Origin of the sequence: Cellulomonas sp. ATA003 (assembly GCF_031582905.1) — a bacterium.
GTDB lineage: Bacteria > Actinomycetota > Actinomycetes > Actinomycetales > Cellulomonadaceae > Pengzhenrongella.
The window spans coordinates 1942286-1956687 of record NZ_CP133990.1; the positions used below are offsets into that span (position 1 = coordinate 1942286).

At 70.6% G+C, this 14402-nt stretch carries 14 protein-coding genes, 1 tRNA gene and 1 pseudogene; 11 read left to right on the forward strand and 5 right to left on the reverse strand.

Features of this window, described 5'->3' with window-relative positions:
- The first annotated feature begins 2 nt into the window (after positions 1 to 2).
- Together REH70_RS09500 and REH70_RS09505 are read left to right on the forward strand one after the other, a co-directional pair.
- Positions 3 to 542 carry a phage tail protein gene (locus tag REH70_RS09500; protein ID WP_310753939.1) on the forward strand — a complete coding sequence of 180 codons (540 nt, stop codon included), beginning with the start codon at positions 3 to 5 and terminating at the stop codon, positions 540 to 542.
- The gene (locus REH70_RS09505) at positions 539 to 1015 is read left to right on the forward strand and encodes a hypothetical protein (protein ID WP_310753941.1); all 477 of its coding nucleotides are present in this window, start codon (positions 539 to 541) and stop codon (positions 1013 to 1015) included. Before REH70_RS09500 ends, REH70_RS09505 begins: the two co-directional genes overlap by 4 nt.
- Positions 1016 to 1031: 16 nt before the next feature.
- Here the strand turns inward: REH70_RS09505 and REH70_RS09510 are convergent, their stop codons facing one another.
- On the reverse strand, positions 1032 to 1841 hold the full coding sequence (locus REH70_RS09510; protein WP_310753942.1) for a hypothetical protein: 810 nt from the start codon (positions 1839 to 1841) through the stop codon (positions 1032 to 1034).
- 34 nt (positions 1842 to 1875) lie between these two features.
- The gene (locus tag REH70_RS09515) at positions 1876 to 3285 is read right to left on the reverse strand and encodes a hypothetical protein (protein WP_310753944.1); all 1410 of its coding nucleotides are present in this window, start codon (positions 3283 to 3285) and stop codon (positions 1876 to 1878) included.
- 119 nt (positions 3286 to 3404) lie between these two features.
- On the opposite strand from REH70_RS09515, the gene REH70_RS09520 reads away from it, so the two are divergent.
- The gene (locus REH70_RS09520; protein ID WP_310753945.1) at positions 3405 to 4871 is read left to right on the forward strand and encodes a glycosyltransferase family 2 protein; all 1467 of its coding nucleotides are present in this window, start codon (positions 3405 to 3407) and stop codon (positions 4869 to 4871) included.
- Between the two features lie 14 nt (positions 4872 to 4885).
- Complete coding sequence (locus REH70_RS09525) at positions 4886 to 5134, forward strand: hypothetical protein (RefSeq protein ID WP_310753946.1); 249 nt, start codon at positions 4886 to 4888, stop codon at positions 5132 to 5134.
- Between the two features lie 8 nt (positions 5135 to 5142).
- On the opposite strand, the gene REH70_RS09530 is transcribed toward REH70_RS09525, so the two are convergent.
- From REH70_RS09530 to REH70_RS09540, 3 genes are read right to left on the reverse strand one after another with little or no spacing between them, the layout of a single operon-like run.
- A complete protein-coding gene (locus REH70_RS09530; RefSeq protein WP_310753947.1) occupies positions 5143 to 5898 on the reverse strand; it encodes a hypothetical protein in 756 nt (251 codons plus the stop codon).
- Positions 5899 to 5903: 5 nt separating this feature from the next.
- Entirely contained in the window at positions 5904 to 7007 is a 1104-nt protein-coding gene (locus REH70_RS09535; protein WP_310753948.1) for a caspase family protein, read from the reverse strand.
- A gap of 4 nt (positions 7008 to 7011) precedes the next feature.
- A complete protein-coding gene (locus REH70_RS09540) occupies positions 7012 to 7383 on the reverse strand; it encodes an effector-associated constant component EACC1 (protein WP_310753950.1) in 372 nt (123 codons plus the stop codon).
- 328 nt (positions 7384 to 7711) lie between these two features.
- Here REH70_RS09540 and REH70_RS09545 point away from each other — a divergent pair, with 328 nt between their 5' ends.
- The 7 genes and pseudogenes from REH70_RS09545 to REH70_RS09580 all read left to right on the forward strand — a co-directional run bounded on the left by REH70_RS09545 (position 7712) and on the right by REH70_RS09580 (position 14390).
- Complete coding sequence (locus REH70_RS09545) at positions 7712 to 7846, forward strand: hypothetical protein (protein ID WP_310753951.1); 135 nt, start codon at positions 7712 to 7714, stop codon at positions 7844 to 7846.
- Between the two features lie 371 nt (positions 7847 to 8217).
- Positions 8218 to 8291 (forward strand) — tRNA-Met (locus REH70_RS09550).
- A gap of 410 nt (positions 8292 to 8701) precedes the next feature.
- Positions 8702 to 9739 carry a LacI family DNA-binding transcriptional regulator gene (locus REH70_RS09555; RefSeq protein WP_310753952.1) on the forward strand — a complete coding sequence of 346 codons (1038 nt, stop codon included), beginning with the start codon at positions 8702 to 8704 and terminating at the stop codon, positions 9737 to 9739.
- Between the two features lie 191 nt (positions 9740 to 9930).
- Positions 9931 to 11259 carry an extracellular solute-binding protein gene (locus REH70_RS09560; protein WP_310753953.1) on the forward strand — a complete coding sequence of 443 codons (1329 nt, stop codon included), beginning with the start codon at positions 9931 to 9933 and terminating at the stop codon, positions 11257 to 11259.
- A 179-nt stretch (positions 11260 to 11438) separates the two neighbouring features.
- Positions 11439 to 12289, forward strand: a pseudogene (locus REH70_RS09570) (carbohydrate ABC transporter permease).
- Between the two features lie 3 nt (positions 12290 to 12292).
- Positions 12293 to 13189, forward strand: coding sequence for a carbohydrate ABC transporter permease (locus tag REH70_RS09575; RefSeq protein WP_310753956.1), 897 nt, complete (start codon positions 12293 to 12295; stop codon positions 13187 to 13189).
- A gap of 103 nt (positions 13190 to 13292) precedes the next feature.
- Positions 13293 to 14390 (forward strand): glycoside hydrolase family 172 protein, encoded by a 1098-nt coding sequence (locus REH70_RS09580; RefSeq protein WP_310753958.1) that lies wholly within the window; start codon positions 13293 to 13295, stop codon positions 14388 to 14390.
- Positions 14391 to 14402: the final 12 nt, after the last annotated feature.

A 14402-nucleotide genomic window follows, 5' to 3' on the forward strand; every position in this document is an offset into this window, starting at 1 on the left:
CCGTGGACGCCGACCGCATCGCCCTGCTGCTGCCCGAGGTGTACCGGCGCGCCCTGGTGGCGGGCTCGCCGCTCGACGGGATCCTCCACGTCATGGCCGCCCAGCACGCGCCGGTGGAGGGGGTGCTGCACCGGTTCCCGGAGGTGTTCGACCCGTACCTCACCCCGGACCGGTTCGTGACCTACCTCGCGCGCTGGGTGGACCTCCTGGGTTGGCTCGAGGACGAGGACGGCGAGCTCGCGACCGGCAACGGCCGCCTGCGCGTCCTCGTCGCCGCGTCGGCGGAGCTCGCCCGGCGCCGGGGCACGGCCGCTGGCCTGCGGACCGCCCTCACCCTCGCGCTCGGCGTCCCCGGCGTCGAGGTGGATGACCTGGTGCCCGGTCCGGACGACGAGCCGGTGCCGTTCCTGGTCCGGGTGACCGTCCCGGCCGAGGCGGCCGAGCACGCCGAGCTCGTCGAGCGGATCGTGCGCGAGGAGAAGCCCGCGCACGTCGTGGCCGAGGTCGTGTACCTCGGCGGGCCGCCGGACGGTGACGGGTGAGCCTGCGGACGGCGGTCGTCGTGGTGCTCGCGATCGTCGTCGTCGCGACCCTGACGATCTTCTTCGGCGCCGTGCGGCCCTCCGGCGGCCCGCCCGACGCCGGCCGCGGATCCGTGGAGTCCGTGCTGGGGTGGCTGCGGTCGCGGGACACCGTGACGTTCGAGGACCTGGCGCGCTCGCGGCCGGGCTGCGAGGACCGCGCGACGGGCACCTTCGCCATCCCGTCCGGCGTCGCGTGCCGCATCGCGCTCCCGGACGCGGGCTCGTTCACCCTGTGCGCCGACGAGAACGCTCCCGCCTCGTCCGCAGCGGCCGACGGGCCCGAGTTCCCGCCCGGCACCTTCGGACCGGACGACCTCGCGTGCACGGAGCCCGCGCAGGTGGACCTCTACGAGGAGGACATGGTGCTGACCCTGTCGTGCGCACCGTTCGGCGTGCCGTGCCGGTTCAGCGTCGGCGAGGCGGAGGGCTGAGCTCACGCCTCACGCCTCACGCCTCACGTTCGTCCTGCCGGCCGCCCGCCTGCCGCAGCGCCACGACGAGCTTGACGATCGACACGATCCCCCCGATGAGCATCGCCAGACCCCACAGCACCGCCACCACCGCCGCGACGATCGCGGCGATCGCGTCGGTGATGCTCACCAGGATCCCCGGGACCACCGAGTGCAGGACGGTGGTGAGCACCGTGAGCAGCAGCGCGCTGAGGACGAGCAGGACGAGTCCCTTGCTCAGCAGGAACCGCTGCTGGGCGACGACCAGCAGCACGGCCCCGGCGATCTGCAGCACGAGGACCAGCGCCAGCAGCCACAGGCTCGTGTCGGTGTCGAAGAACCCGAACACGGCGAGGTAGGCGAGCGTCCCGAACGGCGGGGACAGCAGCAGGCCGACCATGAGGAGCAGCGCCGCGACCGCGGTGACCGCCAGCACGATCCCCAGGATCAACGCGGCCAGCCCGGACAGCAGGCTGACGACCCCCTGCACCGATCCGGTCACCTTGTTGCCGACCACGAGCGGGAGGGTCGCGAGGGCGACCGTCACGAGCAGGAGCCCGTTGACCAGCGCGAGCGCAGGGACGCCCAGACCGGGAGGGTCCGACGCCGCATCGGAGAACTCACCGGCGTCGAGGGCCGCGACGTCGTCGTCGTCGACCCCCGCGGGTGCGGGCTGGGCCTGGAGCTGGCCGACGCGGTCCTCGATCGGCGGCGGATCCGTGACGAGGGACGAGCCGAGGCACACGAGCAGGCTCAGCGTCACCGCGGCGAGCGACAGCCACAGTGCCCACGGGCGCAGGTCGTCCACGACTACCGAGTGTCGTCCTCCCCGGCGGGTGCGTCTACGCCTCGCCCTCGACGGCGGTGTACAGCAGCACCCGCACCCCGGGCGCCTGCCAGGACCACGCCAGCCGTCGCCCGGCGGCGTCGAGCCCGCCGAGCAGCTCCGCTCGCATGCCCTGCGCCCAGGGGGTGGACAGGTGCGACTCCACGACCCACACCCGTCGGTGCGCACGCGCCGCCCGCACCGCGTCCGGCACCTCGGACTCGACCCCGACCATCCCGCGTCGGCCCTCGTAGACCGACCGGCCCGAGAGGGTGGCCGGGAAGACGGTGTAGGCGGGCGCGGCCGGCCAGTGCACCCCCACGGCCGCCGCCGCCGTCGGGTCGACGAACGCCACGGCGTCACCGACCGCTGCCTCGAGCGACAGGAACCGGGCGACGGCCCGGAGGTCCTCGTCGGGTGTGTCGTCGCTGCCGACCCGCTCCGCGCCGGCCACCACGACGGCGGTCGCGAGCACCACGGCGGCGAGGCCGCGCCGCATCCGCGTCGCCGCTGTGCCGACGAGCAGCGCGGCGGCCGGGGCGGTCGTGATCAGGTACCGGGGTCCGAACAGCGGGGTCGGGCCGAGCACCGAGGCCAGGTAGAGCCCGACACCGGGTGTCACCGTCAGCACGACGAGGAACCGCGCCGTGGCGTCGCGACGGTGGCCCAGCAGGAGCCAGCAGGCAGCGGCGAGGACGACCAGGAGCGACCAGCGCCCACCCGTGGTCCGCGCGACGGCGTGGACCAGGTCGGCCGGCACCGGCTCACGGAGCCAGCCGATGACGGCGGCTCCCTGCCGGACGGCGAGGAACGCCGCCGGAGCCCAGAGCAGCGCAGCCACGGCCGCCCCGCGGGCCAGCGGGCCCAGGAGCCGCGGCCAGGCCAGGGCGACGGCCATGAGCTGGACGACCGTGGTCCCGACGGCCAGGAGGTGGACGTACCCGGCGACGCCCGAGACGACGCCCCAGCACAGCGCCCACCGCGCCGCTGACGACGGCGACGCATCCCGCACCCTCAGGATGAGCGACGTCGTGACGATCCACAGCAGGAGGAGCACGGAGTAGGACCTCGCCGTCTGCGCCGACTCGACCGCGAACGCGTTCGTCGCCAGCAGGACCGCCGCGGCGCACCCTGCCCACGGGTGACCGAGCTGCGCCCCGACGACGGCCAGGAGCGGGACGGCGAGGACGAACGCGGCGAGCGACACCACGCGCAGGCCCAGGGGCCCCTCGACGAGGCCGACGAACGGGCGCAGGAGCACGTAGTAGAGGCTCATGTTGACCTCGGTCGCCTGCACGGTGGCGACCAGGGACGGCCACGACACGGTGGCCATGGCCGCGCTGACGCCCTCGTCGTAGGAGACACCGCGTCGGGTCGCACCCGGCACGGCGACAGCCGCACCGATCGCTGCCAGCACGAGCAGCACGACCGCTCCGAGCGGCGCCCGTCGGCGCCGCGGTGCCGGATCGCTCCCCGTGGCCGGTGCGGACGTCGACCTGGACATCGACACCTCGCGGCGTGGAGACTCGAGGGCAGGGGAGGCCGATGATGGCGCAGCCGGCGATCCGGGGTCAATCACGCGTCTGCTACACGGGCAGCACCGCGATCGCCGGCGAGACGGCGCCTCCACGTCCCGGGGAGCCCACGTCCTACCGGCGCGTCGTGAGCGGCCGGGACCGGCTGACCCTGGTCGGCCTGGCCGGGCTGAGCATCGTGGCCGGCTCCTGCCTCGTGACGCGTCTCCTGGTCGCCGACGTCGGCGACCCGGTATCGGCGACGCCGTGGCTCACCCGCGCGGTCGCCCTGATGGTGGTCGCGGTGGAGGTGCTGCGACTCCTGCAGGTCGCGAACCTGCTGCTGTTCGCGGCGGTCGCCGCCGACCCCGTCCCCTCCAGCCCGCCGACGGGCTTGCGCGTCGCCATGCTGACGACGATCGTCCCCGACCGCGAGCCGGTCGACGTCGTCGCGCGCACGCTCGCGGCCATGCGGGCGGTGCGCCACGACGGCGTCCTGGACGTGTGGATCCTCGACGAGGGGGACGACCCGGCGGTCCGACGCGTCGCCCGCGAGCTCGGCGTCCACCACTTCACGCGCCGGGGCCGGCCCGACCTCAACACACCGGCCGGGACGTACCGGGCGCGGACCAAGGCCGGCAACCACAACGCCTGGCGCAGCGAGCACGAGTCGGCGTACGACGTCGTCGCGCAGATGGACCCGGACCACGTGCCGCTGCCGTGCTTCCTCGAGCGCACGCTGGGCTACTTCCAGGACCCGGACGTCGCCTTCGTCGTCGCGCCCCAGGTCTACGGGAACGCCGGCGACGGCTTCGTCCAGCACGCCGCGGCGGCGCAGTCGTTCGTGTTCACCGGCGTGATCCAGCGGGGTGGCAACGGGCTCGGTGCTCCGCTGCTGATCGGCACGAACCACGTGTACCGGGTGTCCGCGTGGAGCCAGATCGGCGGGTACCAGGACTCGCTGATCGAGGACCACCTCACGGGGATGACGGTGTCGGCCACCGTGAACCCGGTGACGGCCCGCGGGTGGCGCGGCGTCTACACCCCCGACGTGATCGCGATCGGGGAGGGCCCGGCCAGCTGGACCGACTTCTTCAAGCAGCAGCGCCGGTGGGCCTACGGCGTGGCCGAGATCGTCCTGCACCGCGCACCGAGACTGCTGGGTCGGCTGGCGGGGCGCCAACGGCTGGCCTACGTCCTCCTGCAGTCCTTCTACCCCTCGTGCGCCGCGGCCTGGGTGTGCGGCAACACCGCCACCACCGCGTACCTGCTCCTCGGCGTGGCGCCACCCGCCCTCGAGTGGTGGTGGTTCGCGGTGTGGGCCCTGGCGTTCGGATCGAGCCTGGGTCTGCTGGGCTGGCTGCGCCGGTTCAACATCGCCGGGCACGAGCGCGCGGAGAGGGAGCGCGCGGGGTCCTGGCCTCGTTGCTCGCCGGACCGGTCTACGTGGCGGCGACCGTCTCGGCGTGCCTGCGCAGACCTCTGGCGTACGCGGTGACACCGAAGGGTGAGATGACGAGCCTGGACTCGCCCGCGACGTTCCGGACCCACCTCGGCTGGGCGGCGGTCGTGGGATCGGCGCTCGTGGTCGCCTCCGGGGAGGGGCACCTGGAGCCCCTGCGGACGGGCTGGGCGCTCGTCACCCTCGCGGTCACCCTCGTCCTGCCGCTCGGGCTGGTGCGCACCCACGTCCACGCCCGAGCCCACGCCCGGCAGCCGATCCTCGTCGGCACGCGGCGACGACCGGGTCGGCCCGCGTAGCGGCCGGCTCAGTCGGCGGGCAGGTCGTACCGGTGCACCAGGCTCGTCCCGTTGGCTCTCGCGTGGTAGCCGCCGACCGCGTAGGCGAACTGGCGCAGCACGGCGACGCCGAGCCCGGCACGCGGCGTCGGCAGGGCGCGAGGCTCGGGGTCCGGTGCCCCGTCCACGCAGTGGATCCTCCCGTTGTAGTCGCCGCTGGTGAGCTGCCCGCCGACAACGCAGAAGCCCAGTCCCGGCAGCTGCGCCCCGCCCGGCGCGCTCAGCGGAGGCAGCCGCTCGCCGAGGGACTCCACCCCGGTCTGGGTGACCACGTCGACGTGACCGAAGACCGCCTCACCGCCCACGGCCTGCCGGTCCCGGCCGGCCATGAAGTAGACGCGCCCGAAGCCGTCGGTCGCCGCGGCGAGCTTCTCGCGAGCCGGCGTGATGCTGCCCACCCGGGTCCAGTCCTGCCCGGGGATCATCGCCCAGACGTCGCCGCGCACCGGTCCGCCGTCCTCGCGCGCGACACCACCGCCGAAGACGATCCGCGCGCCGTCGTAGGCCGCCGCCCCCGCGCCGCGAGGCTCGGGCAGCGGACGGTCCACCTGCCACTGGCCGCCGGGGCTGTCGAGCCGGTAGACCGCGTCGGTCGAGCCGTCCGACTCGATGCCCCCGATGACGAACAGCGAGCCGCCGGCGGAGACGGCGCCGGCGAAGCCCACGCCGGTGGGCAGCCCGTTCTCGACCGACCACTCGTCGGTCGTGGGGTCGTACACCTGCACCGTGTTCAGCGTGGTGCGCTGGGCGCCGGGGTCGATCCCCCGATGACGTACAGCCGGTCCCGGTACTCCACGACGGCGGCCGCCTCGACGGGTTGGGGGAGCGGTGCGACCTGCGTCCAGCCCGGCCCCGGCGAGAGCACGGTCCACGCGAGGAGCGCGACCGCGACGACCAGCACTGCCGGCACGGCGACGGTGGCGGCGAGCCGCGGTCGCCGAGGAAGCCGCGCCCACCACCGCCGCAGGCGGTGCCGACGCTGGCCGCGCGGCCGTCCCTGCTCCTGCTCCCGCGGCTCGTCCAGCACGCGCGCGCCCGGCGTCCGAGCCAGGTACAGGGTCCCGGACAGATGGGCGGTCAGGCCCGGCGTCTGGTTCGGGGTGACCCGGCGGACGTGGTCGTAGACGTAGTCGTAGAGCTCGTCCACGGAGACCCTGCCGTCACCGTCGCGGTCCGCCTCACCGGTGCCCAGACCCTGCAGGATGGCCTGCGTGAAGACCGACGGTGCCGCGGCCCGCATGGACAGACGCTCGTTCTCGAACGCGTACTCCATCGCGTTGGACGCCGTCATGACGACGCGTCCCTGCCCCTCGAGGCGCTCCTGCACGCCGACCGCCAGGTCGCCCTTCGCCGCGAGCTTCGCGAAGGCGCCGCTGTAGCAGCAGTCCAGCAGGATGACGACCCGGTTCGACCGGCACGAGTCGACGAGGTCGTTGACGAACGCGGCGGACACCCCGGTCGAGGCCAGCAGGCCGAGCTCGGTGTCCGTCCCGGCGAAGTGCAGGGAACCGTCGAGGTCCTTCAGCCCGTGGCACGAGAAGTACAGGACGACGAGGTCCGTGCGCCGCCGCTCGGACAGGAAGCGGTGCAGCTCGCGCCGGATCGCATGCGCGGGCTGGTCGAGAACCTTCTGCACGGTCATGCCCGCGACGTCCGGGTGCGCGAGCACCGTGGCCAGGCGCTCCGCGTCCGCCGCCGGGGCGCGCAGCTGCTGCAGCTTGGGATCGTCGTACCGCCCCGTGGCGACGATCAGCGCGACGCGATCCCCTCCGTCGGACGCGCGCGGCCCGACGCGCGGCGAGCCCCCGCCCGTGGAGCCGGCGTCGTCGGCCACGGTGTCAGCCGCTCTTCCCGTGCCTGTCGAGGAAGATGCGCAGCAGCTCCTCCTGCTGCGCCGGCGTGGCTCGCCCGAGCTCGATCGAGTCGTCGCCGAGCGTGAGCGTCACCGATGCCTCGGGCTGGCGCGCGCACCAGCGATGGATGGTGTCGATCGCCGCCTGGAGCACGGTCGGTGCGAGCGCGACCGTGAGCACGCCGAGGGAGATCGCCTCACCCGCCTTCGAGCCCTTGGGGGCTGGACCCGCGGCCACGGGGAGGACGTCCTCCACCTCCGTCTGCAGCAGCTCGTCGCGCAGCCCGCGGGTCAGGCGGTCGAGCTCGTCCGGGTCCGCGTCCGCTGGTCCCTCGACCTGGACCAGCGCTGACACCACGCCTTCATGCATCCCGTCCCCCAGCGCCGCACCGCCCACGGTGCGGTCGTCCCTCGCCGCGGGCACACCAGCAACAGTGCCCCGCGGGTGCCGCGCTGACAAGCACTCGTCTCGTCGCGCTGGGCGGGCCGGCAGCACCGTGAGCTCCGGGTCATTCGTCGGCGCGAGGCCGGGGACCGGTGGCACGAGCACGGCCTGGTGTTCGCGAGCCTGTCCGGTACGCCGCTGGACGCGGCGAGCGCTCGACGTGGGTTCCGCGCTGTGCTTTCGGCGGCGGGGTTGCCGGAGGGAGTGGACGCCGCGCGGGCTGCGGCACAGCTGTGTCTCGGTGCTGTCGAGCTCGGGGGTGGCGATCGAGGACATCTCGCACCTGGTCGGCCACGCGAGCACGAAGGTGACCGAGACGGTCTACCGCAAGGTGCTGCGGCCGGTGCTGACCCGCGGCCGCGCGGGCTGGGTATGACATCTTCGGGTCGTCACCGGAGCGCAGGCATGACTAGCAGATCGACTAGCAGAACGTTCCTGAAAGCACGAAGGCCGCCCCGGCGGTGTCCGGAACGGCCTGTGACCTGTGCTGTTGCTGGTGGGCGATACTGGGATCGAACCAGTGACCTCTTCCGTGTCAGGGACCGGTAGCGCGTCCGTGCGTGTCCGCCCGTGGACGCTCGCGCAGGTCAATGAGCTACGGGTTCATCAGTGGACACGTCCGGACAGCGGCGAACGCGACGCCGTTGGGGTACGGGTTGGGGTACGGACTACGCCGACGAGTCCGACGCCGGCCCGTCCACTCGCCTGCGTAGCAGCGCTGGCCGGCATCCCGGCGTCGAGCCTCTTTGCGAGGTCGGTCGACCGGTCCGGCTGCTGGGCTCATAACCCAGAGGTTGCAGGTTCAAATCCTGCCCCCGCTACAGATGTAGGTGCAGGTCAGAGGCCCTTTCTCCCATCGGGGAGGGACGGCCTCTGGCGTCGATGTGGGCAGTATGTGGGCATGGCGCGCTCGCGGACCCGGGCGAACCGCAACGGCTATCGGTGGACACGGGCTCGAAGCGAGGCTCACATCAAGTCACTACTGCGCCTGGCCGGAGCTGGACGTGTCCACCGTCACGGCCCACCGCACGTCGGGCCGAACGCGTGCGGTGGGCTGATGAGCCCACGAGCCAAGGCCGGTGACAGTCGTCCCGCACCTTCCACTGGCGAGGCACGCCAAATGCACGACTGGCGACCGTGCCATGTAACGGTTCCGTAACGGCCTTGCGTCAAACGTTTGACGCCCTTAGTGTCGTCCGCGACATCAAACGATTGACGTCTAGGAGCACCGATGGTGACGCTGCGGGACATCGCGACACGTGTGGGCGTGTCCGTGTCGAGCGTCTCGCTCGTGCTGAACGACCTCGACGCTGGCCGTGTGAGCGCGGACATCGCCGAGCAGATCAGACGCGTAGCGCTGGAGATGGGGTACGCCCCCAACCTGTCCGCTCGTGGGCTGAGGAACCGGCAGACACGGACCATCGGCATCGTCTCGGACCGGGTCGCGAGCGTCCCGTTCGCGGGCGACATGCTGGTCGGAGCGCAGAGCGCGGCATGGGACGAGGGCTACGTCCTCCTGCTGATTGACACCGCCGGGAACCCGGCGCTGGAGAAGCCTGCGGTGACGTCCCTGCTGCAGAGGAACGTCGAGGCACTGATCTTCGCCACAGACTTCCACCGCACCGTCGACGTCCCCGTCGTTCGCGACGAAATGCCACGGGTGGTCCTCGACGGGCGCCCCAAGGACGAGGCGGCTGACGTGGACTGGGTAGTCCCGGACGAGGCCGGGGGTGCGTACGCGGCGACCCAGCGGCTCGTCGAGGCCGGTCACCGGCGCATCGCCTTCTGCAACGTATCCAGCTCGGTATTCGTGGCCCGGTCGCTGCGCCGTGCCGGCTACGAAGCCGCCCTGACCATGGCAGGCCTGCCAGTGGATCCGACACTGGTCGTCGAGGCCGACGACCCGAGCACCGCGGCGGGTCGCGGCCCGGCTGAAGCCCTTCTCAGTCGTCCGGACCGCCCCACAGCGGTGTTCTGCTTCTCCGACCAGCTCGCGTTCGGGTTCTACCAGACGGCGCAGCGGTTAGGTCTGGCGGTGCCTCACGACCTGTCCATCGTCGGCTTCGACAACTATCCGTTCATCGCCGACAGCATCCTTCCGGCGCTGACGACCGTCCAACTGCCCTACCGGGACATGGGCATCTGGGCGGCGAACAAGGCGATCGCGCGGCTCCAGGGCGCACCACCAGCAGGGGCTTCTCGCCGTCTGATGCCATGCCCCCTCGTGGAGCGCGACTCAGTGGCCGCTCCGTCCTTCCTGTCCACCTAGCGGCGGCCGATCGCGACGCCACGTCCTCGCGCCCGTAGCCGCATGCGGACCAAGTGCATACACATCATCGGGACCGTCCGCGACGACGTTCCCCAGGTCGAGTGCGGTCTCATGCACACCCAGAGACCTCGGGCATCGGCCGATGCCTGAGGAGCCATAGCAAGGGAGCTACGACAATGGCACGACACCCCATGCGTAACACCAGGACCCGCACCCTGATCGCGGCGGCTTCGCTACCGGTGCTGGCCCTCACCGCGTGCGGCGGCGGTGGAAGCACCGGCGCCGAGGGCGGCGGAGCAGACGAGTGCGAGACCTTCACGATCGTCCAGTACGAGAACCCGGAAGGTCCTCAGGGCCAGGGGTGGCAGAAGGCCCTGGAGATCTTCAAGGAGAAGCACCCGGACGTGGAGGTCGACTACCAGACCACCAGCTTCGACGCCATGCGCCAGAACGCGAAGATCACCCTCGCCGGCAACGAGGTTCCGGACGTGGTCGAGTTCAACAAGGGCAACGCAGACGGCGGCCAGCTCGCGGCCCAGGGGCTCCTCGACCCGCTGACCGAACAGGTGGAGGAGTTCGGCTGGGACGAGAAGGTGACCGGCTCCATGGCCGCGTTCGCGCAGTACAACGAGTCCGGCCTCGCCGGCTCGGGCGACTGGTACGGCATCCCGAACGTCGGTGAGTACGTCGGGTTCTACTACAACAAGGAGATGTTCGCCGAGGCGGGCATCACCGAGATCCCCACCACCCTGGAGGAGTTCGAGCAGGCGATGGACAACCTCCTCGCCGCCGGCCACACCCCGATCTCCAGCTCCGCCGCCACCAGCCAGGGGTTTAACCAGATGTGGGTCTGGTACTCCCTGGTCTCGGCGGCCGCCGACCGCGACCAGATCGACGACTTCATGTTCGTACGTGACGAGGTCGACTTCGGCTCGGGCCCATGGCGCGAAGGCACAGAGCGGTTCGAGGACTGGATCCAGGCGGGGTACGTGGGGGACCAGCTGGGTGGCCTCTCGTTCGAGCAGGCGACCGTCAACTTCCTGAGCGGGAACGCCGCGATGCTGATCTGGAACAACGGTGAGTTCAACCGGATCAAGGACGAGGCGTCGTTCGACTGGGGCTTCTTCACCCTGCCCGGCGCCAACCTCACGATGGGGTCGTCTGGCCACCTCTGGGGGGTGCCGGCGAAGGCCGACTGCAAGGACCTCTCCTACGACTGGATCGACATCACGCTCAGCGAAGAGGTCCAGAACGTCATCGGCGAGCTCGGCGGCCTGCCCCTGGCTGGTGACACCAGCACCATCACCGACCCGGTCACGCGCGAGTTCACCGAGCGCTTCGACGAGATCGTCGCCGCGGACACCCTGTCGTTCTACCCCGACTACCCGGTTGCCGGGTTCCTGGACTTCATCCAGAACCACATGCAGGCCATGTCCAACGGCAACGAGACGGCGGACGAGTACCTCGCTGAGCTCCAGCAGTTCTACGACGACGGCACAGCCGCTGTCCGCGGCAACTGAGCAAGCAGACAGCCTCGACGTAAGCACCCTGGCTGGCCCGGGACGCCTCGCATGGGGCGTCCTCGGACCACCGGGCACCAGCCCGACAAGGAGACGGCATGGCACTGATCACCCCCAGAGCCGCCGCCACGCCGAGAAGGCGGAGCGGCTCAGCGTCGTACTGGTTGTATCTCATCCCGATCGCGATCGGCTTCACCGCGATCGTCGGTGCGCCCTTCGTGGCGAACGTCGCTATCAGCCTGTTCCGCTGGCAGGGAGGCCTGGCCCTCTCAACTGGAACGGCGTCGGGAACTACCTCGACCTGATCAACGACGAGCTGTTCTGGCAGTCGTTCAAGAACTCGGTGTTCATGATCGTGGCGATCGTGGTGATCCCCACGCTCATCGGCATCCTGCTGGCAGCGATGCTGTTCGACTACATCGGAAACAACTTCGGTAGCCGCGCCGCCGCCTTCTTGCGCGCGACGTACTACCTGCCCCAGATCCTGCCCATCGCGGTGGCCGGCTTCATCTGGGCCTGGATCCTCGATCCGCAGAACGGGTCGTTCAACACGTTCCTGCGGTCGGTGGGTGTCGACTCACCACCCGACTGGCTCGGAAACCCTGACCTCGCCATCTACTCGGTGATGCTCATGCTGGTGTGGCTGCAGATCGGCTACCCGGTCGTGATCTTCATGGCAGCCCTGCAGCGAGTCGATCCCGCCTTGTACGAAGCGGCGCAGCTGGACGGCGCCAACTGGTGGCGACGCTTCCGAGCGATCACGGTCCCGCAGATCCGTCCCGAGGTGTTCATCGTCGTCCTGACGGCAACGGTCGGGGCGCTGAAGGTCTTCGCCCCGATCCTCATCCTCACCGGCGGTGGCCCGGAGGGATCGACCGTGGTGCCTTCCTACTACGCGTACCGGAACTTCTTCGAGCTTTCCAGGGTCGGGTACGGCGCCACGATCGCCACCGTGATGTCCATCGTCATCTTCATCGTCGCCGCCATCATGCTCATCTGGCAGCGACGCTCCGAGCAGGAGGCGGGCTGAGCCATGTCCCAGACCACCGCGACCGACGCACCCTCTGCCACCCGGCACGGCGCCGCGCCAACCCTGCACGCACACCGTAGGCGCTCACCGCTTCGGTGGATCGTCCTGGGGGCCGCCGCACTCATCGCCCTGCTCATGCTGGCGCCGTTTTGGCTCCTGGTCCTGAACGCCTTCAAGACGGGAGCCGACTACTCCACGAACGGGCCCATGGCCTGGCCCGAAACGTTCAGCCTGGACGCCTTCGCCGGCTACCTCTCGCTGGTGAACTTCCCGATCGCGCTCTGGAACTCGATCCTGATCTCCACCGTGGTCGCGTTCGCCGGTACGGCGCTCGCCCTCATCAGCGCATACGCGATCGGCATCGGACGCGTGAAGAGCTCGGGACCGATCCTGGCGATCCTCCTGCTCGCCACCATGCTCCCGCACGAGGCGCTGCTCTACCCCCTGTTCTACGGCGCCCAGGCCACCGGCACGTTGAACAGCGTCTGGTCCGTGATCATCGTGTTCACCGTTCTGCAGGCAGCATTCGGCACGTACCTCCTGTCCAGCGTCATGGGCACCGTCCCCAAGGAGTTGCTCGAGGCTGCCGCACTCGACGGGACCAGCCGCTGGCAGATCCTGTGGCGGATCATTTTCCCAGTACTCCAGCCGACGCTCGCGGTGCTCGTGGTGTTCTTCTTTATCTGGACCTGGAACGAGTTCTACATCCCCTTGATCCTGCTGTCCGACCCGTCATCGCAGACCGTCCCGATCGCGCTGGCCACGCTTCGCGGGCAGCACTCGCTCGACATCACCGTCATCAACGCCGGGTCGCTCCTCTCGCTCATCCCCACGCTGGTCTTCTTCCTCATCTTCCAGCGCACGCTCAGCCGCGGCGTGACCGCCGGTGCAGTCAAGTAGGCAAGCAACCCCGCCCCCACGCACCCAACCGCCCCGCCCACGGGACCGCTTGAAGTTTGCGCCCGACAGCGGCGCGGACACTCTCACGAAGGAGCTTTGTCTGTTGTTCACTGACTGGAATGCACTCACCTCGAACCCCGGCGTCCGGAGCCGGTCGATCAACGCCGAGAACCCGACCGGCGCAGCCGGGGTCGCCGCCCAGGCCGCCTCCAAGCTGGGACCAGGACGCAAGGGCTCAGCGTGGTACCCCTTGCCCGCCGGCGAGACGCTCACGCTCGCGGAGATCGAGGGACCCGGGGTCATCCGGCACATCTGGATCACGGTCGCCGACCGCACCGAAGGCGGCCCCTTCGTCCTTCGCGACCTGGTGCTGCGCGCCTACTGGGACGGCGCGAGCGCGCCGGCCGTCGAGGTGCCGCTCGGCGACTTCTTCTGCAACGGGTTCGCCACCCGCGCCCTGGTGACCTCGATCCCGATCGTCGTCGCACCAACCGGTGGCATGAACTCCTACTTCCCGATGCCATTCCGATCCGGCGCACGAATCACGCTCGAGAGCCAGCACGCGGCCGACCTGGAGCACATTTTCTTCCAGATCGACTACACCACCGGAGACGACATCGCACCCGACGCCGGCTACTTCCACGCCCAGTGGCGCCGGTCGAACGGGACCACCGAGCTAGGTGCGGATCACGTCATCCTCGACGGGATCACCGGCAGGGGCACCTACGTCGGCACCTACGTCGCCCTCACCTCGCTCCACCGGTACTGGTGGGGCGAGGGCGAGGTCAAGTTCTTCGTCGACGGGGATGAAGAGTTCCCGACGCTGTGCAGCACGGGGCTGGAGGACTACGCCGGTGGAGCATGGGCATTCCAGGACGAGCTCCGAGCCGACCCGGAACCGGAGATCCTGACCTTCAGCGCCCCGTACTTCGGCTACCCGTACCACTCCGCGCAGGACACCACGAAGGCATCGCCGTTCTCCACCGAGATGCCCCCGATGCACGGGCTCTACCGGTGGCACCTGCCCGACCCGATCTACTTCGAGGACAACCTCAAGGTCACGTTGCAGCAGATCGGCGCCTGGGACCACGGCCTGTTCGAGCGGCAGGACGACATCTGCACGACGGCCTACTGGTACCAGTCGTCCCCCAACGCGACATTCCCTGCCCTGCCGCCCGCCCACGAGCGGTGGCCGCGATGAGTGGTGTCAGGG